This window comes from Sphingopyxis sp. (genome assembly GCF_035998905.1).
Classification (GTDB): domain Bacteria; phylum Pseudomonadota; class Alphaproteobacteria; order Sphingomonadales; family Sphingomonadaceae; genus Sphingopyxis.
This window is the reverse complement of the sequence record NZ_DASYHG010000009.1, coordinates 1-20,904: the sequence shown is the minus strand read 5'-3', so window position 1 is coordinate 20,904 and position 20,904 is coordinate 1. Positions and strand designations below refer to the sequence as shown.

Genomic DNA, 20,904 nt, shown 5'->3' with positions numbered 1-20,904 from the left:
GATTGCGACGCCTGATATGGCATAACATGACCAAGGTTACAATATTACATACGCGAATCTTTTTGACTCGGCCCCGCGCACGGAGGCAGTCGGTTTCGCAACAAAACTGGTGGGGAGGGTGCGCATGAGCCTTTTGTCGGAACCGCTGACGCTGCCGTGCGGCGCGACCTTGCCCAACCGGATCGCCAAGGCGGCGATGACCGAAGGGATGGCGACCCCCGACGGCCGCCCGACCCCCGAACTCGACCGGCTTTACGGCCTGTGGTCGGACGGCGGCGCGGGGCTGCTGATTGGCGGCAATCTGGTGATCGACCGCGACCATCTCGAACGGCCGGGCAATGTCGTGATCGATGCGGTGCCCGACGCCGACACGAGGATGCGGCTGGCCCGCTGGGCTGCAGCCGCAACGCGAAGCGGCAATCATTTCTGGGCGCAGATCAGCCACAGCGGACGGCAGACGCCGGCGGTCGTCAATCGCCATCCCAAATCGGCGTCGGACGTCCGGCTGGGGCTTCCCGGCGGACAGTTCGGCGAGCCCGAGCCGCTGACGCGCGCGGAAATCGGCGAACTCGTCGAACGCTGGGCGATCGCGGCGAAGGCATGCCAGGATGCGGGCTTTACCGGGGTGCAGGTGCACGCCGCGCATGGTTATCTGGTGTCGCAGTTCCTGAGCCCGCTCGCGAACCGGCGCACCGACGAATATGGTGGTAGCCTTGAAAATCGCGCGCGCCTGCTGCTCGACGTGATCGCGGCGATCCGCGCGGCGACGGGGCCGGCGTTCCCGATTTCGGTCAAGCTCAACAGCGCCGATTTCCAGAAGGGCGGTTTTGCCTTCGAGGACAGCCTGACGGTCGCGGGGTGGCTGGAGGCCGCAAGCGTCGACCTGATCGAGATTTCGGGCGGCACCTATGAACAGCCGAAGCTGCTCGGGATTGAGGGCATGGAGGAAAGCGCGCCGCAGAATGTCGCGCCGTCGACCCTCGCGCGCGAGGCCTATTTCGTCGATTTCGCGCTTGCGATGCAGGCGCGGGTGTCGGTGCCGCTGATGGTCACCGGCGGGTTCCGTTCGCGCGCCGCGATGGAGCAGGCGCTCGCCGGTGGTGCCGCGGACGTCATCGGGCTGGGCCGGCCGATGTGCCTGATGACCGACGCGCCGAAGCGGCTGCTGGCGGGCGAAGCGACGTTGCCGCGCTATGAGGACGGCCTTGGGCTGGTGCCCGGCTGGCTCGGCTTCCTGAAACGCCTCCAGATGGTCAAGGCGATCGACGGTTTTGCGGGCATCTACTGGTTCTACCAGCAGCTCTGGCTACTCGGTCACAAGGGGCGCCCCGACGAAAGGCTGAGCGTCTTTTCGGCGTTCCGCACGCTCGAGGCGCGCAACAAGGCTATCATGAAGGCGCGGGGCTAGACGGCGCCTTCCTCTGCCCTGAGCGCCTTCCGGTCGAGCTTGCCGATCATCGTCTTGGGCAGGTTCAGCCGCACCTCGACCGCGATTACCCGCTCATGCTTGCCGAGCTGCGGATTGAGCCATGCGGCGAGCGCTTCGCCGCTCACCTGAAAGCCATCCTCCAGTGTCACGAAAGCCTTCGGCGCCTCGCCGCGATAGGCGTCGGGAACGCCGAGCACGATCGCTTCCTTGACCGCGGGGTGTTCGTAGAGATGCGCCTCGATCACGCTCGGATAGACCTTGAACCCGCCGACCGCGATCATGTCCTTCAACCGGTCGACGATGCGGATATAGCCGTCCGCCTCGACCACGGCGACGTCGCCGGTGCGCAGCCAGCCGTCCTCGGTGAAGCTGTCCTTGTCGGCGTCGGGGCGGTTCCAATAGCCCTGCATGATCTGCGGTCCCTTGACCGCGAGCTCGCCGGGCTCGCCGTCGGGCGCATCCTTCGTCGGGTCCTCCTTGTCGAGCAGCCGGATATGCGTCGCGGGGAGCGGCTGGCCGATCGTGCCGGGCATGACCGGGCCCTCATAGGGGTTGGTCGCGACGACCCCCGAGCTTTCGGTGAGGCCATAACCCTCGACGAGCGATGCTCCCGTCGCGGCGATAAATTTCTCGCGCAGCTCGGCGGGCATCGGCGCACCCCCAGAAATACACACGCGCAGCGAAGAAAAGTCGGTCTTCGCGAGGTCGGGATGGTCGAGCAGCGCCTGATACATCGTCGGCACGCCGGGGAGCGCGGTCGTTTTCGTCCGGGTGATCGCTTCGAGCGCCTGTTTGGCATCGAAGCGCGGCAGCATCGTGATCGTCCCGCCGTTGAGCACGGTGCGGTTGAGCACGCAGGTGTTCGCAAAGACATGGAAGAAGGGCAGTACGCCGAGGATGCGGTCGTCGGCATCATGGTCGGGGTCGATCGCGTTCACCTGCCGCGCGTTCGCGGTAAGGTTCTGGTGCGTCAGTTCCGCGCCCTTGGGTGTCCCGGTCGTGCCGCCGGTGTACTGGATCAGCGCAATATCCTTTTCGGCGTCGATCTCTACGGGGTCGGGGCGCCCGTCGTTGTCGGTGAGCGCCGAGAAGCGGACGACGCGCGGGTCGGCGGGCAGCGCCGCGACTTCGCTGCGTTTGAACAGGCGGTAGAGCACCGACTTCGCCGCGGGGAGGCCGCCCGCGACCGAGCCGACGACGAGTGTCTTGAGGCTCGATCCGTCGAGCACCTTGAGCGCAGTGGGGAGCAGGGCCGCTGCGCTGACCGTGAACAACAGCTCGGTGCCCGAATCCTCGACCTGCGCCTTGAGTTCGGCGACGGTGTAGAGTGGCGAGAAATTGACCACCGTCGCCCCGGCGATGAGCGCGCCATAATAGGCGGCGACATAATGGGGGACGTTGGGGAGGAACAGGCCGACGCGGCTGCCTTTGCCGATCCCGCGCTGTTGCAGCCCGCGTGCTACGCGCGCCGCGCCGCGCGCGACCTCGGCATAACCGAACCGGCGGCCGAGGAAATCGAGCATCGGCGCATCGCCGCGCTTCGCGACGCTGGCAGCGAGCATGTCGGGCAGCGACAGCGGTGCGAACTCCTGGTCCCACGCGGTGGGATGGTGATAATCGGTCGACCAGGAAAAGCGGCTGTCCATCGCGGGTTGATATCCTATTGGAAGATGCGGGGTTCCTTACACTAGGGTCAGTAAGCAGTGATTTGCAACCGGGCTCGCTTGCGGCGCGCTGTTGCTACGGCTAGGCAGCGCATATTGTTCTCGCAGGGGTTTTGCCATGTTGCAGCTGTCATCGCGCTTCGCCGCGCCGCTCGTCATTCTTGCCTGCACCCTCTCCATTCCCGCAGCCGCGAGGGACAAATTGCCGTCCGCGCGTCCCGCGCAGATCCAGGAACTCTATGCCTGCCGCGATATCGCCGACGCATCGGCGCGGCTTGCCTGTTTCGACCGCGAGGTCGGCGAGCTGGCGACGGCCGACCAGGCGCGCGAAATCACCTTCACCGACCGCGAGACCGCGAAGAAGGCGCGGCGCGGGCTGTTCGGCTTTTCTTTCCCCAAGCTCGGCGGGATTTTCGGCGGCGACGAGGATGAGGTCAAGGAAATCGAAACGACGATCCGGTCGGTGAGCATGGACCGGTCGGGCAAATATACCCTCGCGATGGAAGACGAGGCGGTGTGGGTGCAGATCGACACGACCAGGTTGCCGCGCCAGCCCAAGCCGGGACAGAAGGTCAAGATCAAGGTCGCGACGATGGGCAGCTATTTCGCGACGATCGACGGCGGCCGCACGATCCGCGTGAAACGCGACCGCTGACCGCCGCCGGCGCGCGAGCGGCATATGTGACATAGATGGCAGACGCCGACGCGATCCCCGTTCCCGGGCCAGACTGCCCGCCCTTCGTGCTGCTCGACGACGCGCGCGCCGAAGGCGCGGCGGCGGCACGGCTGTTCGTGCGCCCGGTCGAAATCCTCGTCGCTCGTTCGGCGGCTGAAGTTCCTGCCTTGTTGTCGGCGTTGGAGGCGGCGCAGGCGCGGGGGTTCTACGCCGCCGGCTATCTCGCCTATGAAGCCGGACAAGGCCTCGCGCCAGCGTGGCGCGGGGCGGTCGAGGCCCGGGCGGGGGATGCGCCAGTCGGCTGGTTCGGGCTGTTCGAGACGGTCGAACGGATCGCCGCCGACCGCGTCGCGGATCTGCTGCCCGATCCCGCATCGGCGTGGGTCGGCAAGGTCGCCCCGCGCATTGCGCGCGCCGACTATCTGATCGCGGTCGAGGCGGTGCTGGGGTTTATTCGCGCGGGCGACATTTATCAGGCCAACCTGACCTTTCGCGCCGACGTGCCGGTGCTCGGTAACCCGCTCGCGGTCCATGCGCGGCTGCGGCGGACGGCGCGTGCGGGCTATGGCGGGGTGATCTGGACCGGGGAGCGGGCGATCGTGTCGCACTCGCCCGAGCTGTTTTTTGCGCTGCGCCGGGGTGAGGTGATGGCGCGGCCGATGAAGGGGACCGCGGCGCGGCTCGCCGACGCCGGAGCCGATGCCGCGGCGGCGCGCGCGCTGGCCGAAGACCTGAAGCAGCGCGCCGAAAACCTGATGATCGTCGACCTGATCCGCAACGACCTGTCGCGCGTCGCGGCGCCGGGGTCGGTGGCGGTTCCCGACCTCTACCGCGTCGAGAGTTTTCCGACGATCCACCAGCTCGTTTCCGACGTCAGCGCGCGCCTGCCCGAAGGGGTCGGCGCGGTCGACGTGCTGCGCGCGGCCTTCCCCTGCGGATCGATCACCGGCGCGCCAAAGGTCCGCGCGATGGAAATCATCGACGCGCTGGAAGGCGATGCGCGAGGTCTTTATACCGGATCGATCGGCTTCATCGAGCCGGGAGGCGATGCGGCGTTCAACGTCGCGATCCGGACTTTGGTGTTACCGCAAAGCGACTTGCACGATCATGTGCCTTGCGCCACGCTGGGATTGGGTTCCGGTATCGTCGCCGACAGCGTTCCGGCCGAAGAGTGGCGCGAATGTCTGGCCAAGGGGGAATTTGTGGGCGCAGCGGGGGAAAGCTTCGACCTTATCGAGACGATGTTCTTCGACCCCGTCGAGGGCGTGCAGCGGCTCGAGGGGCATCTGGCGCGGATGAAGGCGAGCGCCGAGGCATTGGGGTTCACCTTTGACCGGCACGGCGCGCGCAATAGCCTGCAATCGGCGACCTTCCGCGTGCGCAGCGCGGCGCGGGTGCGGATGCGGCTCGCGCCATCGGGCGCGCTCGCGGTCGAGGTGTCGCCGCTGCCGCGGCTCGCCGAGCTGCCGGTGCCCGTTGCGGTGCGTCCCGCCCCGATGGCGGCTGGCGATTTCCGCCTCGCGCACAAGACGAGCCAGCGCGCCGCCTATGATGCCGCGCGCCACGAAAGCGGCGCGCCCGAGGTCGTCTTCGTCGACGAACCGGGTTTCGTTACCGAGGGGAGCTGGAGCAATGTCTTCGTCGAGCGCGAGGGCCAGTTGCTCACCCCGCCGCTCGCGCTCGGGTTGCTCCCCGGCGTGCTCCGCGCCGAGCTGATCGAGAAGGGACGCGCGGTCGAATCGCACCTGCGGCTCGCGGATCTCGACGACGGATTTTTCATCGGCAACTCGCTGCGCGGGCTGATCCCGGCACGGCTCGCGGACGCTGTGGCATCCCCGATAGGCTGACCTGCCTGCTGCATAGGTAAATTATCAAGCTGCGCGCTTGCGAATATGCGTTAGAGGCTTTAGGCGCGGCCGCGCGCAATTTCCTGTCCTTTTGCAGCCCGAACCGCGCAAGCCACGGAAGATATCGTCATGTCGCTGAAGCCCCATGTCTCCGCCGCCCTCAACCGCATCCAGCCCTCGGCGACGCTCGCGATGACCGCGCGCGTCTCGGCGCTGAAGGCCGGGGGTGTCGACGTGATTGGCCTCAGCGCCGGCGAGCCCGATTTCGATACCCCCGACTTCGTCAAGGAAGCGGCGATCGAGGCGATCCGCAACGGGCAGACCAAATATACGCTCGTCGACGGGACCGTCGCGCTGAAGGATGCGATCCGCGGCAAGTTCCGCCGCGACAACGGCCTCGAATTCGGGCTCGACCAGATTTCGGTCAATGTCGGCGGCAAGCACACTTTGTTCAACGCGCTCGTCGCGACCGTCGACAAGGGCGACGAGGTGATCATCCCCGCACCCTATTGGGTCAGCTATCCCGACATCGTTGCCTTCTGCGGCGGCAAGCCGGTGATCGTCGAGGGCAGCGCGGCGCAGAACTACAAGATCACCCCGGCGCAGCTCGACGCCGCGATCACCGACAAGACACGCTGGGTGATGCTCAACTCGCCGTCGAACCCGTCGGGCGCCGCCTATTCGGGCGAGGAACTCGACGCGCTCGGCGAAGTGATCCGCCGCCATCCGCACGTCATGGTGATGACCGACGATATGTACGAGCATGTCTGGTACGCCGATTTCGCGTTCACCACCTTTGCCCAGCGCTGCCCTGACCTGATCGACCGCATCCTGACGGTGAACGGCTGCTCGAAAGCCTATGCGATGACCGGCTGGCGCATCGGTTATGCCGGCGGTCCCGCGTGGATCATCAAGGCGATGGGCAAGCTCCAGTCGCAGTCGACGTCGAACCCCTGCTCGATCGCACAGGCCGCCGCGGCCGCCGCGCTTGGCGGGCCGCAGCAGTTCCTCGACGATCGCAACGCCGCGTTCCGCAAGCGCCGCGACATGGTTGTCGCAATGCTCAACGACGCGCCGGGCCTCAACTGCCCCGTCCCCGACGGCGCCTTCTATGTCTATCCCGACGCGTCGGGCTGCATCGGCAAGAAGACCCCCGACGGCAAGCTGATCGACAGCGACGAAGCGCTGATCGACTATTTCCTCGATTCGGCAAAGGTCGCGGCGGTGCATGGCGGGGCGTTTGGCCTGTCACCCGCGTTCCGCGTCTCTTATGCGACGTCGGAAGCGGTGCTGAAGGAAGCTTGCGTGCGCATCCAGCAGGCGTGCGCCGCGCTCAGCTAAGCGGTATTTCAAGCGCGCAAGATTGTTTTGTACCGATCGGTCTTGTAATCGTGGCGGCGGCGACTATTTGAACCTGAACGGCGGTTAACCGCCCGGTTCACCGGATGGTAAGTCATTCTCGTTAGGGTGACTGCCATCACTGCACGGCTGGTCGGGGCGCTCCATATCGTCGGTGTAACCAAAGCGGTCAAAGCCGCGAATCGACAAGATATGAAAAGAGGCCCATATGCTCTCCATGCTTCGCTCCGACTGGTTCCTGACCATGCTCGCCGGCTTCGCGATTGGCGCGACCTATATCGTGCTCAATCAGCCGGCGCTGCCGATCCCGGCGTGACGCCACTGCGGCGTGCGCTCGCCCTTCGCGCCGCCGCGGCGCTGATGGCCGGCGCGATCGTCGCACAATGCGCGCCTGCGCAAGCCGAAAGCGTCGTCAAGTTGCCCGCGGCGCTGGTCGACCCGGCGGTGAATGCGAAGCGCGCGACCGCGGTGCTTGCCGGCGGCTGTTTCTGGGGCGTCGAAGGCGTCTTTTCCAACGTCAAGGGCGTGATCTCGGTTGAATCGGGCTATCATGGCGGCAGTGCCGCGACCGCCAAATATGAGCTGACACACGATGGCACATCGGGCCACGCCGAGGCGGTCCGCATCGTTTATGACCCGTCGCAGGTCAGCTATGGCACCTTGCTGCGCATCCTGTTTTCCGTAGTCGCCGATCCGACGCTCAAGAATCGCCAAGGGCCCGACACGGGGCCGCAATATCGCGCCGCGATCGTCCCCCTCGACGCGAGTCAGCGGCAGGTCGCGACCGCCTATCTGGCGCAGATCGGCGGCGGCAAATATTTCGCCAAGCCGATCGTCGTTCCGGTCGAAGCGTATAAGCGCTTTTATCCCGCCGAGGCGAACCACCAGGATTTCATGCGCCGCAATCCGAAGAACGGCTATATATTGCGCTGGGACGCGCCCAAGCTCGCGGCGCTGAAGCGGCTGTATCCCGACATGGTGCGGGCGAAGCCGGCACCCTGACGACGGCGTGCGCGCCAACCCCGCGCTCCGGAAATCGGCCGGGTTCCGCCATTGGTCGCGGCAGAAGAATCATTCACCGCAAAACGCTGGTCCGCTGCACGTGCCTGCGGGACGGATGGCGTACCCGAATGGGGTCGGGATACTATATAAGTCGCAAGTGCGGGGTTCGAATGAAGTTCAGGTTATCCGGCAAGCCGCTCCTCGCTGTGTCGATGAGCGCCGCGGTGCTGGCGGGCTGCGTCAGTAGCGCCGCGATCGTGCCGCAGCCGCGCGCGCAGCAGCAGCCAGCGGCGGTACGTGGTCCGGCCGGTGCGGTCACCGTGCCGATCGGGCAGCCCGTACGCTCGCAGATGCCGCGCCCTGCCGGTCCGCTCGACCCCGGTTTCCGCCGGGCGCCTGCCGGTCTTCAGGACCGCATCTATGAACTGTGGCGCGCCTTCCCCGGCAAGACCGGCATCGCGGTCCAGCGCATCGACGGCGAATGGGCGCTGTCGCAGCGTGGCGGCGAACTTTTTCCGCAGCAGAGCGTGTCGAAGCTTTGGGTCGCGCTGACCGTGCTCGATGCGGTCGATCAGGGCCGGTTGACGATGGATCAGCGTGTCCGCATCGGCCCCGAGGATCTGGTGGTCTTTCATCAGCCGCTCGCGGCGCGCGTGCGCGCCGAGGGTTCGGTTACGATGAGTGTTCGCGATCTGATCGAGACCGCGATCACCCACAGCGACAATCTTGCTAACGACAGCCTGCTGCGCACCGTCGGCGGTCCCAACGCCGTGCGCGCCTTCATCTCGAAAAAGGATCTGGGTTCGATCCGCTTCGGGCCGGGCGAACGGTTGTTGCAAAGCGGAACCGCAGGGCTGACCTGGCAGCAAAGCTATTCGGTCGGCCGCAATTTCGAAAGTGCGCGCGCCTTGTTGCCCGCTGCGGCGCGCCAGACCGCGATGAACAATTATCTCGCCAATCCGGTCGACGGTGCGGCTCCCGCCGCCATTGCGAGCGCATTGACGCGACTCGCGCGCGGTACCCTGCTGTCGCCCGAATCGACCGAATATCTGCAAGGCGTGATGAGCCGCACGAAGAGCGGGCCGCGCCGCCTCAAGGCCGGGCTGCCGCCGGGCTGGCAATTCATGCACAAGACCGGGACCGGCCAGAATCTGGGCGGAATGACCGCGGGTTACAACGACATCGGTATCGCGACGGCGCCCGACGGCACCCGCTATGCGATCGTCGTGATGATGGGCAGCACGACATCGGGCATCCCCGCGCGTATGGCGCTGATGCAGTCGGTCTCGTCGGCTGTCGCCGAATATCACGGAAGGTAATCCCCGATGAAGCTTGCTGCCCTGCCGCTGCTTGCGCTGTCGCTCGCGCTCGCCGGATGCGCGACGCCCGAAACGCGGCTGCGCACCGGACTCAACAATGCCGGCCTGTCGAAAGCGATGTCGGCGTGCATGGCCGAACGCATGGTCGACCGGCTCTCGCTGCTCCAGCTCCGCCGCCTGTCGGCGCTCGGCAGCCTCAAGGACAAGCGTGTCACCGACCTCTCGCTCGACCAGTTCTTCCACAAGGTCCGCGCGCTCAAGGACCCCGAAATCCTGACCGTCTCGACCAGCTCGGCGGCGCTCTGCGCGCTGCGCTAGGCGTCAGTCGCCCGGAAAGCGGATGACGAGATTCGGCGGCGGATAGCTGTCGCGCACCGTTTCGGAGCGGTCGGTGGGTGGCCATGTATCGCCGCGGAAGAAATCGCCGATCGCTCCATATTGCCCCAGCCGCGTGAGCGAAGCGAAGACATAGGGCTGGCCTTCCGCGCCGAGGATCGATGCCCGGTCGGCGAGGTGAAAGTGGAGGTGCGGCGCGCTCGCCTGTCCGGTGAAGCCAAGGAAACCGACGACGTGTCCCGCCTTGACGCGATCCCCGACCTTGACCGGGGCGCCCTGCTTCAGATGCTCATAGGTCGCGATGCGCCCGCGGCCGATATCGAGCATGAGATAATTGCCGCTCGCGTCGGCGATCGTGGGGTTCGCCCGTCCCTTGATTGCCGCCGGGTCGGGCACGTCGTCGCGCACCGCGACGACGGTGCCGTCGGCGACCGCGAGCACCTCGGCACCGAAGCCATAATGGTTCGCAGGGATGTTGGCGTCGCCCGCCGCCAGCTTGCCGCCCGTGTCGACCTTCATGAAATCGATGGCGAAGCGACCGGGCAGGGTTGCCGATCCTTCAGTGGCATAGAAGACCCGCCGGTGACCGCGTTCCATGCCGGGGTCGTACACCGCGACCCAAGGCCCGCCGCGCAATGGCGGCGCAAGGCGCGGGAGGGGCGCGGCGGCTGGCAGTGCTGCGCCTCCCGAAATCGTGAAGCTGGCGCCATCGGCGCCAACCTTGCTGAGTTTCAGTTCGTGCGAAATTGCGCCGCGCGCCACGCCGGCCGCGATGGGAGCATTGATGTAGAGGACCGCGCGGCGGCCCGATGGAATTGTCCGCGTGTCGGCCTCGGCCGGCCCGACGAGCCCGATGGCCTTGGCCAGTTCGTCGCCCTCATAGGTCTTGAGCGGCGTTGCCTCGTCACCGGCTCGCACGACAAGCTGGTCCAGCCGCAGGGCAAGGCTCGAAAAATTGGTCAGATGCAGTTCGTAGACGAGCTGATCGGCCGCGCCTATGCGTACGATATCGGGCGCTTTGCCGACCCGGATGTCGAGTGCCTGGTTGGTCTGCGCCGCTACCGCGCCGGGGCCAGCGAACGCCAGAAACGCCAAAACAACAAGCTTTATCCGCATCTTCGGCTCCCTTATCCCGATCCCCCGCGCTGCCCGGTTACCAGCTCGAGGCGGGGGCGTCATCCCGAAGACGGACCGGCGCGCCGACAGCCTTTGCGGTGCGCAAGAATATCTGGGGACCCCGGGGGTAGCCTTGCGCGCGAACTTGTGCTTATGCGGCGCCAAACTTCTCCCCGCTCCAGAGTCGAAAGGCCCGGCAGACCTCATGAACATCCACGAATATCAGGCGAAAGAACTGCTCGCGAAATTTGGCGTCGCTGTCCCCAAGGGCATTGCAGCGATGAGTGTCGAAGAGGCTGTCGCCGCGGCGAAGCAGCTCCCCGGGCCGCTCTATGTCGTGAAGTCGCAGATCCACGCCGGCGGCCGCGGCAAGGGCAAGTTCAAGGAACTCGGCCCCGACGCAAAGGGCGGCGTCCGCCTTGCCAAGAGCGTCGAGGAAGTCGAGGCGCACGCCAAGGACATGCTCGGCAACACGCTTGTGACGATCCAGACCGGCGAAGCCGGTAAGCAGGTCAACCGCCTCTACATCACCGACGGCGCCGACATTAAGCAGGAATTCTACCTCGCTTTGCTCGTCGACCGCGCCACCAGCCGCATCGCGGTGGTCGCCTCGACCGAAGGCGGCATGGACATCGAAACCGTCGCGCATGACACGCCGGAAAAGATCCACACGATCGTCATCGACCCCGCCACCGGGCTCCAGCCGCACCACGGCCGCAGCGTCGCCGCGGCGCTCGGCCTGTCGGGCGACCTCGCCAAGCAGGCCGCCAAGACCCTCGCCGGGCTGTATGATGCGTTCCTCGGCACCGATGCCGAACAGATCGAAATCAACCCGCTCGCCGTGTGCGAAGGCGCCAACGGCGACGAACTGCTCGTGCTCGACGCCAAGGTGGCGTTCGACGGCAATGCGATGTTCCGCCACAAGGATCTCGCCGACCTCCGCGACCTGACCGAGGAAGATCCGGCCGAAGTCGAAGCGTCGGAATATGACCTCGCCTACATCAAGCTCGACGGCAACATCGGCTGCATGGTCAACGGCGCCGGCCTCGCGATGGCGACGATGGACATCATCAAGCTCAATGGCGAATTCCCCGCGAACTTCCTCGACGTCGGCGGCGGCGCTTCGAAGGAAAAGGTGACCGCGGCGTTCAAGATCATCCTCAAGGACCCTGCCGTGAAGGGCATCCTCGTCAACATCTTCGGCGGCATTATGAAGTGCGACATCATCGCCGACGGCATCGTCGCTGCGGCGAAGGAAGTGAACCTGTCGGTCCCGCTCGTCGTCCGCCTCGAAGGCACGAACGTCCAGCAGGGCAAGGACATCCTCGCCAATTCGGGCCTGCCGATCGTGGCGGCAAACGATCTGGGCGATGCGGCCAAGAAGATTGTCGCCGAGGTGAACAAGGCGGCGTGATAATCCAACCCTCCCTCGCATCCGCGGGGGAGGAGTAGGGACTGCTGGTTGACGTTTACGTAAACGCCAATTATGGCGCAGTGCACAATTCTTCGAGAGGAGCTGTTGAAGCTATGAAAATCCTCGTCCCCGTAAAGCGGGTGCTCGATTACAACGTCAAGCCGCGGGTCAAGGCCGACGGCACGGGCGTTGACCTTGCGAATGTCAAAATGTCGATGAACCCGTTCGACGAGATCGGCGTCGAAGAGGCGATCCGCCTCAAGGAAAAGGGCGTCGCGACCGAAGTCGTCGCCGTTTCCGTCGGCCCCGCGAAGGCGCAGGAAACGCTCCGCACCGCGCTCGCCATGGGCGCCGACCGCGCGATCCTCGTCCAGACCGACGATGCCGTCGAGCCGCTCGCACTCGCGAAGATCTTCAAGGCAATTGCCGACGCCGAAGCGCCGGGTCTCGTGATCCTCGGCAAGCAGGCGATCGACGACGACAACAACCAGACCGGCCAGATGCTTGCTGCGCTGACGGGCTGGGCGCAGGGCACCTTCGCCAGCGCCGTGAACGTCGAGGGCGACAGCGTGAGCGTCACCCGCGAAGTCGACGGCGGCCTTGAAACGGTGAAGCTCAAGCTTCCCGCGATCGTCACTACCGACCTTCGCCTCAACGAGCCGCGCTATGCCTCGCTGCCGAACATCATGAAGGCGAAGTCGAAGCCGCTCGATACCAAGTCGCCCGCCGACTACGGCGTCGACACGGCGCCGCGCGTCAAGACGGTCAAGGTTTCGGAACCGCCCGTCCGCTCGGCCGGCGTCAAGGTCGCCGATGTCGATGAACTGGTTGCCAAGCTCAAAGCGCTGGGAGTGCATTCATGAAAACGCTCGTTTGGGTCGAACATGACGGCAGCGCCGTCAAGGACGCGACGCTCGCCGCGGTGACCGCCGCTTCGAAGCTCGGCGAAGTCCATCTCCTCGTCGCCGGTAGCGGCGTCGATGGCGTCGCCAAGGAAGCCGCGCAGATCGCCGGCGTGGGCAAAGTCCACGTCGCCGACAACGCCGCTTTCGGTCATAACCTGCCCGAAAATGTCGCGCCGCTCGTCGCCGACCTCATGGCAAGCCACGACGCGTTTGTCGCGCCCGCGACGACCACCGGCAAGAATATCGCGCCGCGCGTCGCCGCGCTGCTCGACGTGATGCAGATTTCGGAAATCCTGTCGGTCGAGGGTCCGAAGACCTTCACCCGCCCGATCTATGCCGGCAACGCGATCGCGACCGTCGAATCGTCGGACGCGAAGCTGGTCCTGACCGTCCGTGGCACCGCCTTCGACAAGGCCGCCACCTCCGGTGGTTCGGGCACGGTCGAAGCCGTCTCGGCTGGCGGCGACGCCGGCATTTCGAGCTTCGTCGGCGCCGAAATCGCCAAGTCGGAGCGTCCCGAACTGACCTCGGCCAAGGTCATCGTGTCGGGCGGCCGTGCGCTCGGTTCGAGCGAGAAATACGAAGAAGTCATTGTGCCGCTCGCCGACAAGCTCGGCGCTGCGCTCGGTGCTTCGCGCGCCGCGGTCGATGCGGGCTATGTCCCCAACGACTATCAGGTCGGCCAGACCGGCAAGATCGTCGCGCCGCAGGTCTATTTCGCGATCGGCATCTCGGGCGCGATCCAGCATCTCGCCGGGATGAAGGATTCGAAGACGATCGTTGCGATCAACAAGGACGAGGACGCCCCGATCTTCCAGGTCGCCGATTTCGGTCTCGTCGCCGATCTCTTCAACGCCGTTCCCGAACTGACCGGCAAGATCTGACCGGCAGGCGAAGTGGCCGGTAACCATCCCGGAGTGCCCGGACTGGGCGACGCGCCGTTCAATGCCGGCGGTCGCCGGGCGGCGCGAAACGATGATCATCACGATGCGGTCGAGGGCGACGACGCCCTCGACCGCTCGTTGATTCTGGCGAGCGTTGCGCGCGATGCGCGGCTCGACAAGAAATTCCTGCTGCTCATCATCCTCGCGGCGATGATCGCAACGCTCGGCCTGCTGCAAAGCTCGACCGCGGTTGTGATCGGCGCGATGCTCGTATCGCCGCTGATGGGGCCGATCATGGGGATAGGCTTCGGCCTTGCGACGCTGGAAAGCAATCTGATCCGCCGTTCGCTGGTCACGCTCGCCGCGGGCACCGCGGTCGCGATCCTCGTCGCGATGCTGATTATCTGGCTGTCGCCGATCAAGGACGTCACCCCCGAACTGCGCGCACGGACCCAGCCGACCCTGCTCGACCTCGGGGTCGCGGTCGTCGGCGGGATTGCCGGCGTCTATGCGATCATGCGCAAGCTGTCGGGCGTGATGGTCGGCGTCGCAATCGCCACCGCGCTCGTGCCTCCGCTGTCGACCGTCGGCTTCGGCCTCGCCACGGGCCGCTTCGACTTTGCGCTCGGCGCGTCCTTGCTGTTCCTCACCAATACGCTCGCGATTGCCTTTGCTGCGACGATCGTCGCGCGGCTCAATCATTTCGGCCCGTCGCTGACCCCGCAGCACACCGCGATGCAGGTGGTCGGGATTGTGGCGACCCTCGGCATTCTTTCGATCCCGCTCGCGCTGACGCTCAACAGCCTCGCCGGCGAAGTGCGCGCGCGGTCGGTGGTCCAGACCGAACTCCGCGCGCTGCTCGGCGAAAGCGACCGCGTCGACAGCCTCAATGTGCGGATGGAACGTGATGCGGTTGCCGTCGACGGCGTGGTTCTGGTCGATCGCTATGCGGGCCGTCTCGATACGCAGCTCGCGGCGAAGATCGCCGCCGAACTCGACCGCGAGGTGCGCGTCAGTATCGTCCAGCTCCGGCAACAGACCAACGCTGCGGTGCAGGTCGAGGAACAGCTCAATCGCCGTCTCTCGGCGCTCGAACAGCGCCAAGAGGATAGCCGCGCGATCCTTACCGGGCTGACGGTCGGCGCCTTGCTGCCGCGCGACCGGGTGCTGGTCGACGCGCAGGCGCGCCGCGTCGTCGTCCAGCGCGACCGCGAGGCCGAGGGCGTCGAGGTCGCCGCGGCGATCGACCGCATCATGGCGTCGGTGCAGGCGGGCTATCCGCAATGGCTGGTCCAGAACGGCAGCCTGACCGCGGCAAAAGGTCGCGCCGAAGAAACGGCTGCGACCGAATAGCCCCTTGCTGCAGACCTATTCGGGTTGACCTGTCGCGCCCGATCCCATGTGATGGCGCGGAACCCGGCGGATGTCCGGGACGGGGAGTGGCGATATGCGCGGCAAGCGAATGGCACTGGTAATGATGTTGGCGGGCATCGGTTTCGCGGCGGCGGCCGAACCGGTGCGGGCGCAGACCGCGCCGGCCGCGACGCTCAGTATCGACAAGGCGCGGATCGATGCGGCGCTGGGGGCGATGATCGCCGACGGCCGCGCCGCAGGCGTTTCGGCACTGATTTGGCAGGACGGGCGCGAGGTCTATTTCGGCACCGCGGGGATGGCCGACCGCGAAGCGAAGCGCCCGATGCGCCGCGACACGATCGCGCAAATCTATTCGATGACCAAGCCCGTCACCGGCGTCGCGCTGATGCAGCTGTGGGAGGCGGGCAAGTTCCGGCTCGACGACCCGCTCGCCCGATATCTTCCCGAATATGCCGATATGCGCGTCTATGTGGGCAAGGATGCGGCGGGCCAGCCGCGCACTGTGCCTGCCGAACGGTCGATCACGGTACGCGACATAATGCGTCACACCGCTGGCTTCGCTTATGGCGCGGGGCCGACGCCCGCACACGACGCTTATGTTGCTGCCGAGCCGCTTTCGCTCACGATCCCGCTTGCCGAGGCGAGCAAGCGCCTCGCGCGCGTGCCGTTGCTCTACCAGCCGGGAACGCAGTGGGAATATAGTGTCGCGGTCGATGTGCAGGCGGCGCTCGTCGAGAAATTGTCGGGTCAGCGCTTCGCCGATTATGTGCGCACGCATATCTTCGAACCGCTGCAAATGTCCGATACCGCGTGGCGCCAGCCCGATGCACGGCTGCCGCGCTTCGCTGCAATGAACGTGAAGGCCGACGGCAAGCTCACCCAGCAGGACGCGGCGACCGCCCGCAAGCTCAACTTCGAGGATCATGCGCTGACTCCCGGCGGCTTCGGCCTCGCCTCGACGCTCGACGATTATCAGCGCTTCGCGCGGATGTTGCTGAACACGGGCGAGCTCGATGGCGCGCGCATCCTCAAACCCTCGACCGTCAAGCTGATGGCGACCGATCAGCTCGATCCCGCGATCAAGGAGCGCGCGTGGCTCCCCGGCAAGGGCGCGGTCGGGTTCGGCTTCGACTTCGCGGTGCGCAAGGCGCCGCCGCAGACGCCACAGGAAAATCGCGGCGCGGTCGGCGAGTTTTTCTGGGACGGGATGGCCTCGACGCTGTTCTGGGTCGATCCGGCGAACCGTCTGACCGCGGTCTTCTTCGTCCAGACGATCCCCTATGACGGCACGCTCCATCGCGATTTCCGCGGCGCGGTCTATGGCGCCGATTACAAAGGGCCGGCGGGCGACTGATTGTCATCGGAGTGTCATCGACATAGCCTTGGGCGGAGCGAGGAGAATCTGCGATGGCCCAACCCGACAAACGCATCCTGCTTGCCGAAGGTCTCGCGGCGGGCGAGGACGATGCCGTGCTCCACGCGCGCCTCGTCGCTGCGGGTGTCTCGGCGGCGGCGGCGAAATATGAAGTCGACCGGCTGGCGAAGGACCCGATGGCGGCGATGCTGCGGCGGCAGGCCGCGCGGATGGCGAAGCAAGGCTGGCTGCTCACCAATCAGGAGCGGCTGGCGCGCGAGGCCGAGGGAGGCTTTGCGCTCGACACGCTCGACAACCCCGGTCCCGGCGCTTTCTATCGCCATCATTATGAAGCGAACCGGCCCGCGAAGCTGACCGGCCTCATCGATCACTGGCCCGCGCTGTCGCGCTGGTCGCTCGACCATTTCGCGAAGGTTGCGGGCGACGCCGTCGTCGAGGCGCAGGTCGAGCGCGAGCGCGATCCCGATTACGAACTCGCGAAGGACGATCACCGCCGGCTTGTGCGTTTCGGCGAACTGATCGAATGGCTGCGGGGTGACACGCCGAGCAACGACATCTACCTCACCGCCTATAACAGCGGCACCAACGCTGCGGCGCTGGCGCCGCTGTGGGACGATATGGCGCCGATTGCGCTGCTCGACGGGACGCGTCCGCGCGACGGTTTTTTCTGGCTCGGGCCGCGCGGCACGCTGACGCCCTGGCACCACGACCTCACCAACAATCTGCTCGTGCAGGTAATGGGCCGGAAACGCGTACGGATGGCACCGCCATGGGCCTTTGCGCGGATGCGCAACAGCCGCCATTGCTTCTCCGACTGGGGCAATGAAGCGCTGCCCGCGGGTCATGGCGATTCGGCTGTACCGCCCGTCCTCGAAACAGTCATCGGCCCGGGCGAGGCGATTTTTTTGCCGGTCGGCTGGTGGCATCAGATCGAAGCACTGGACCTGTCCGCCAGCATGAGTTTTACGAGCTTCCGCCGGCCCAACGCCCATGTCGAAGACTATGTGTCGTGGGGCGACTTATAGACAATAATCCATATAAAATGTTCTTTATATGCTATTTTTTACTTGCACGATATTTTGACCGGGCCTAACGGCGCCGTCCCCCGGCCAGTCGGCGGGGCGGACATCGACGGATCGGGGTTTCGCGAAGCCCGCCCGCATCGACCGGCCCTGCCGGTTCGCTGTACGGATGCCGCCACGTTGGTCAGGGACCATGACGTCTATAGCTCAGTGGCAAGAGCGCCGGCCCGAAAGCCGGAGGTCGCGGGTTCGATTCCCGTTAGGTGTCCCACTGGATAGCTCAGCGGGTAGAGCACTAGACTTGTAATCTAGGTGTCGGGGGTTCGATTCCCCCTCCACAACGGTCCTGAAAAGACCGCCAGATTTAGGTTCTGGTTCCTTAACATGGGGCTCGGGGATCGGCTTGCGAAAGGGCAATGTCGTCGCCTGCACGCCGCCTTTGGGTGGTGGGCGGGACCGGCTTTTCCCGGACGTCATGCTGAAAGATCCGACAGGCGGTGATGGCCGCGCTGCACCGGAGTCGGGACGCGCTGTTTTCGAACAGCGCATCCCCGCCCTGGCGCCGCAACGCCCGCTCGCGCTCTGTCCATCTTTCGCCATGCCGCCGATCCCCGGACCCTTTGGGCTGCGGGCAATATGTGAAGTGCAAACAAGAAAGGAAATCGGCGTGACGTAGCGCAGATTGAGAATGGTGAATGAAATGATGAAGCAATTGATCGATAGCCTGATGGGCCGCAAGCGCGTGCTCATCGACGAAAATGAACGGGCGATCTGGCTCTACAAGGGCGAGGTCCGTGGCATCCTGGGTGCCGGCGAACATGTGCTCACGAACCGCGACGGTTCGCTGCGCATCGAACGCCAGGCGCTGACCCAGATGCTGTTCAAGTCGGCCTATGAGCAAGCGGTGCTCGACAAGCTGCCGGTCGATGCGGCGACGCATCTGATGGTGGTCCGTACGGCCGAGAATGAGATTGCTGTCATCGAACGCGATGGAATCATCAACACCATTCTCGGTCCCGACGACAAGCTGATCCTGTGGACCGACGCGGGTCCGTGGAAGGCGACGACTGTCGACATCGCGGCGGGTCCGCGGGTCGAGGCGAAGTTCCTTCAGCGGCTGCAGAAGGCCGGCAAGACGCAGCTCGTCACGCGCGTCGAGGTCGACGAGGGCAAGACCGCGCTCGTCAGCATCGACGGGCGGATGACCGAACGGCTCGAGCCGGGCGCCTATGGCTATTGGAACCCGGGCCGGAAGGTTGCCGCGAAGCTGGTCGATCTGACCCGTCAGGCGCTCGACGTCACGGGGCAGGAAGTGTTGACCCGTGACCGGGTGACGCTGCGGATCAACATCAGCGCGGAGTATCGCGTTGTCGATCCGCTGCTTGCGATGTCGAGCGTGAAGGACTTCGCCGATGCGCTCTATCGAGCGCTGCAGCTGGCCTTCCGCAAGACGCTCGGCGCGCTGACGCTCGACCAGATCCTCGAACAGAAGGGGATGGTCGATGCCGACGCGGCGGATAAGGTCCGTGCCGACATGGCGGCGATCGGGGTCGAGGTTTCGGACATTTCGCTCAAGGATGTGATCCTGCCGGGCGAGATGCGCGAGATCCTGAATCAGGTCGTCGCGGTGCAGAAGGAGGCGGAGGCGAATGTCATCCGCCGGCGCGAGGAAACGAACGCCACGCGCTCGCTGCTCAACACGGCGAAGGTCATGGCCGAAAACCCGGTCATGCTTCGTTTGAAGGAGCTCGAAGCGCTGGAAAGCATCGCGGGCAAGGTCGAGCGACTGACGGTGACGAACGGCACCGAAGGCCTGCTCAACGACCTGGTGCACCTGCGCGGCTAAGCCTCGTGCGACGAATGGGAAAGGGGTCGGTGAAAGCCGGCCCCTTTCTTTTGAAGTACTTGCCTTATGTACGCATGTCGGCAAGAAGGCGTGCATGGGGAGAACAGGGCGCGATCGGGCGATCTTCGTTTTGCTGGCGGCGCTGGCGCTGCCCGGCGTGGGCACGGCAAAAGAGCCCTTGCGGCTGAAACCCAGTTCCAAATGGAATGTCCATTATGCCGATGACAGCTGCCGCATGGGGCGCAGCTTCGGCGAGGGCGACCAGAAGGTCGTACTGATGATCGACCGTTACCAGCCCGGCGATGCGCTGCGGCTGAGCTTTATCGGCAAGCCGGCCTATACGCGGATGAACGAGGGTCTTGTACGGCTTCGTTTCGGACCCGCCGAAACCGAGCAGGAGGTGCAATTCTACCCCGGCACGCTTTCCGACAGGACGCCGACCTTGATCATTCGCGGTCCGGTGCGGGTGGTACCGCGCTCGCCCGAAGAAATTGCCGCCTATGAAGCATCGGTCAAGGCCGAGCGATTCGACTTCGAATGGAGCGAGATCACGCCCGAGGAAGAGGCGGCCGTCACCTTTATCGAGGTCAAGCGCGCGGTCCGACACCCTTTCGTCCTCGAAACCGGGTCGCTCGGTCCACCGCTCGCGGCGCTCGAAAAATGCACCGACGAATTGCTCAGCCACTGGGGCATCGACGTCGCGAAACACGCCGCGCTGTCGCGCAAGGTGAAGCCGAAGGGCAATCCGGGAAACTGGGTGACGTCGCGCGATTATCCGACCGATATGTGGATGATGGGGAAGCGCGCGATCGTCCAGTTCCGGCTGAACGTCGGTGCCGACGGCAAGCCGACGGCGTGCCATATCCAGCAATCGACGCGGCCCAAGGCGTTCGACGATGCTGTGTGCAAGGCGATCATGCGCAACGCCAAATTCGAACCCGCGCTCGATGCCGGGGGCAGCCCGATCGCCTCCTATTGGCTGAACTCGGTGACGTTCCACATGTAAGCGGCGGGCTGTCCGCCGACCTTGTCACAGCTTGCCGCGCTTTTGGCATTTTCTTGATCGCCTGCCCTGCTGGCGCGTTTGCCGGGTTGCGCTCGCGCCGGATCGCCCGCACGATCCGCGCATGACGTCATTTTCTGATTTATTGAGTGCCTTGATGTCGCGAGTAGCGGGTTCCGGGGAGCTGTCGGGGCTGTGTCGCTTGTCCGGGGGCGCGAACATGGAGAGTTTTGCGTTCGCGTGGGGTGGGGAGGCTTATGTGCTGCGGCGTGCGCCGTCGGCGGCGTATATGGCGGACCGCCCGTTCGGGCATGTCGACGAGGCGGCGCTGGT

The 20,904-nt window shown here is 65.5% G+C and carries 17 protein-coding genes and 2 tRNA genes; 17 read left to right on the top strand and 2 right to left on the bottom strand.

Annotated features, from left to right (window positions below; all coding sequences use genetic code 11):
- Positions 1–124: 124 nt before the first annotated feature.
- Positions 125–1,408, top strand: a complete 1,284-nt coding sequence (locus VGN62_RS02415; RefSeq protein ID WP_327450807.1) for an NADH:flavin oxidoreductase/NADH oxidase family protein — start codon at positions 125–127, stop codon at positions 1,406–1,408.
- Here VGN62_RS02415 and VGN62_RS02410 read toward each other — a convergent pair.
- Entirely contained in the window at positions 1,405–3,075 is a 1,671-nt protein-coding gene (locus VGN62_RS02410) for a long-chain fatty acid--CoA ligase (RefSeq protein WP_327450805.1), read from the bottom strand. The two genes, VGN62_RS02415 and VGN62_RS02410, sit on opposite strands and share 4 nt — an antisense overlap.
- Positions 3,076–3,211: 136 nt before the next feature.
- Here VGN62_RS02410 and VGN62_RS02405 point away from each other — a divergent pair, with 136 nt between their 5' ends.
- From VGN62_RS02405 to VGN62_RS02380, 6 genes are all read left to right on the top strand, one after another.
- Positions 3,212–3,748: a hypothetical protein gene (locus VGN62_RS02405; protein ID WP_327450803.1), complete on the top strand. Its 537-nt coding sequence runs from the start codon at positions 3,212–3,214 to the stop codon at positions 3,746–3,748.
- A gap of 35 nt (positions 3,749–3,783) precedes the next feature.
- The gene (pabB, locus tag VGN62_RS02400) at positions 3,784–5,616 is read left to right on the top strand and encodes an aminodeoxychorismate synthase component I (protein WP_327450801.1); all 1,833 of its coding nucleotides are present in this window, start codon (positions 3,784–3,786) and stop codon (positions 5,614–5,616) included.
- 129 nt (positions 5,617–5,745) lie between these two features.
- Positions 5,746–6,957: a pyridoxal phosphate-dependent aminotransferase gene (locus VGN62_RS02395; protein WP_327450799.1), complete on the top strand. Its 1,212-nt coding sequence runs from the start codon at positions 5,746–5,748 to the stop codon at positions 6,955–6,957.
- 378 nt (positions 6,958–7,335) lie between these two features.
- Entirely contained in the window at positions 7,336–7,977 is a 642-nt protein-coding gene (gene msrA / locus VGN62_RS02390) for a peptide-methionine (S)-S-oxide reductase MsrA (protein ID WP_414713240.1), read from the top strand.
- Between the two features lie 170 nt (positions 7,978–8,147).
- Complete coding sequence (locus VGN62_RS02385) at positions 8,148–9,296, top strand: serine hydrolase (RefSeq protein WP_327450797.1); 1,149 nt, start codon at positions 8,148–8,150, stop codon at positions 9,294–9,296.
- A 6-nt stretch (positions 9,297–9,302) separates the two neighbouring features.
- Complete coding sequence (locus tag VGN62_RS02380; RefSeq protein ID WP_327450795.1) at positions 9,303–9,614, top strand: hypothetical protein; 312 nt, start codon at positions 9,303–9,305, stop codon at positions 9,612–9,614.
- A gap of 3 nt (positions 9,615–9,617) precedes the next feature.
- Here the strand turns inward: VGN62_RS02380 and VGN62_RS02375 are convergent, their stop codons facing one another.
- Positions 9,618–10,748, bottom strand: coding sequence for a M23 family metallopeptidase (locus tag VGN62_RS02375; protein WP_327450793.1), 1,131 nt, complete (start codon positions 10,746–10,748; stop codon positions 9,618–9,620).
- Positions 10,749–10,953: 205 nt separating this feature from the next.
- Here VGN62_RS02375 and sucC point away from each other — a divergent pair, with 205 nt between their 5' ends.
- The 10 genes from sucC to VGN62_RS02325 all read left to right on the top strand — a co-directional run bounded on the left by sucC (position 10,954) and on the right by VGN62_RS02325 (position 20,574).
- Positions 10,954–12,162 carry an ADP-forming succinate--CoA ligase subunit beta gene (sucC, locus tag VGN62_RS02370; RefSeq protein WP_327450791.1) on the top strand — a complete coding sequence of 403 codons (1,209 nt, stop codon included), beginning with the start codon at positions 10,954–10,956 and terminating at the stop codon, positions 12,160–12,162.
- Positions 12,163–12,275: 113 nt separating this feature from the next.
- Complete coding sequence (locus VGN62_RS02365; RefSeq protein WP_327450789.1) at positions 12,276–13,025, top strand: electron transfer flavoprotein subunit beta/FixA family protein; 750 nt, start codon at positions 12,276–12,278, stop codon at positions 13,023–13,025.
- The gene (locus VGN62_RS02360; RefSeq protein ID WP_327450788.1) at positions 13,022–13,951 is read left to right on the top strand and encodes an electron transfer flavoprotein subunit alpha/FixB family protein; all 930 of its coding nucleotides are present in this window, start codon (positions 13,022–13,024) and stop codon (positions 13,949–13,951) included. Before VGN62_RS02365 ends, VGN62_RS02360 begins: the two co-directional genes overlap by 4 nt.
- 12 nt (positions 13,952–13,963) lie before the next feature.
- Positions 13,964–15,304 carry a DUF389 domain-containing protein gene (locus tag VGN62_RS02355; RefSeq protein WP_327450786.1) on the top strand — a complete coding sequence of 447 codons (1,341 nt, stop codon included), beginning with the start codon at positions 13,964–13,966 and terminating at the stop codon, positions 15,302–15,304.
- A 94-nt stretch (positions 15,305–15,398) separates the two neighbouring features.
- On the top strand, positions 15,399–16,679 hold the full coding sequence (locus VGN62_RS02350) for a serine hydrolase domain-containing protein (RefSeq protein WP_327450784.1): 1,281 nt from the start codon (positions 15,399–15,401) through the stop codon (positions 16,677–16,679).
- Positions 16,680–16,732: 53 nt separating this feature from the next.
- Entirely contained in the window at positions 16,733–17,725 is a 993-nt protein-coding gene (locus VGN62_RS02345) for a cupin-like domain-containing protein (protein WP_327450782.1), read from the top strand.
- A 193-nt stretch (positions 17,726–17,918) separates the two neighbouring features.
- Positions 17,919–17,993, top strand: a tRNA-OTHER gene (locus VGN62_RS02340).
- A 2-nt stretch (positions 17,994–17,995) separates the two neighbouring features.
- A tRNA-Thr gene (locus tag VGN62_RS02335) sits at positions 17,996–18,060 on the top strand.
- Positions 18,061–18,422: 362 nt separating this feature from the next.
- Positions 18,423–19,568: a slipin family protein gene (locus VGN62_RS02330; RefSeq protein ID WP_327450780.1), complete on the top strand. Its 1,146-nt coding sequence runs from the start codon at positions 18,423–18,425 to the stop codon at positions 19,566–19,568.
- Between the two features lie 94 nt (positions 19,569–19,662).
- Positions 19,663–20,574, top strand: a complete 912-nt coding sequence (locus VGN62_RS02325; RefSeq protein ID WP_327450778.1) for a TonB family protein — start codon at positions 19,663–19,665, stop codon at positions 20,572–20,574.
- Positions 20,575–20,904: the final 330 nt, after the last annotated feature.

What these genes read in the sequence shown, in the direction of transcription:
- sucC (WP_327450791.1), top strand. Translation starts at nt 10,954, where the DNA reads ATGAACATCCACGAATATCAGGCGAAAGAACTGCTCGCGAAATTTGGC.
- VGN62_RS02330 (WP_327450780.1), top strand. Translation starts at nt 18,423, where the DNA reads ATGATGAAGCAATTGATCGATAGCCTGATGGGCCGCAAGCGCGTGCTC.
- pabB (WP_327450801.1), top strand. Translation starts at nt 3,784, where the DNA reads ATGGCAGACGCCGACGCGATCCCCGTTCCCGGGCCAGACTGCCCGCCC.
- VGN62_RS02345 (WP_327450782.1), top strand. Translation starts at nt 16,733, where the DNA reads ATGGCCCAACCCGACAAACGCATCCTGCTTGCCGAAGGTCTCGCGGCG.
- VGN62_RS02410 (WP_327450805.1), bottom strand. Translation starts at nt 3,075, where the DNA reads ATGGACAGCCGCTTTTCCTGGTCGACCGATTATCACCATCCCACCGCG.
- VGN62_RS02375 (WP_327450793.1), bottom strand. Translation starts at nt 10,748, where the DNA reads ATGCGGATAAAGCTTGTTGTTTTGGCGTTTCTGGCGTTCGCTGGCCCC.
- VGN62_RS02365 (WP_327450789.1), top strand. Translation starts at nt 12,276, where the DNA reads ATGAAAATCCTCGTCCCCGTAAAGCGGGTGCTCGATTACAACGTCAAG.
- VGN62_RS02405 (WP_327450803.1), top strand. Translation starts at nt 3,212, where the DNA reads ATGTTGCAGCTGTCATCGCGCTTCGCCGCGCCGCTCGTCATTCTTGCC.
- VGN62_RS02380 (WP_327450795.1), top strand. Translation starts at nt 9,303, where the DNA reads ATGAAGCTTGCTGCCCTGCCGCTGCTTGCGCTGTCGCTCGCGCTCGCC.
- VGN62_RS02395 (WP_327450799.1), top strand. Translation starts at nt 5,746, where the DNA reads ATGTCGCTGAAGCCCCATGTCTCCGCCGCCCTCAACCGCATCCAGCCC.
- VGN62_RS02360 (WP_327450788.1), top strand. Translation starts at nt 13,022, where the DNA reads ATGAAAACGCTCGTTTGGGTCGAACATGACGGCAGCGCCGTCAAGGAC.
- VGN62_RS02385 (WP_327450797.1), top strand. Translation starts at nt 8,148, where the DNA reads ATGAAGTTCAGGTTATCCGGCAAGCCGCTCCTCGCTGTGTCGATGAGC.
- msrA (WP_414713240.1), top strand. Translation starts at nt 7,336, where the DNA reads ATGGCCGGCGCGATCGTCGCACAATGCGCGCCTGCGCAAGCCGAAAGC.
- VGN62_RS02325 (WP_327450778.1), top strand. Translation starts at nt 19,663, where the DNA reads ATGGGGAGAACAGGGCGCGATCGGGCGATCTTCGTTTTGCTGGCGGCG.
- VGN62_RS02415 (WP_327450807.1), top strand. Translation starts at nt 125, where the DNA reads ATGAGCCTTTTGTCGGAACCGCTGACGCTGCCGTGCGGCGCGACCTTG.
- VGN62_RS02350 (WP_327450784.1), top strand. Translation starts at nt 15,399, where the DNA reads ATGCGCGGCAAGCGAATGGCACTGGTAATGATGTTGGCGGGCATCGGT.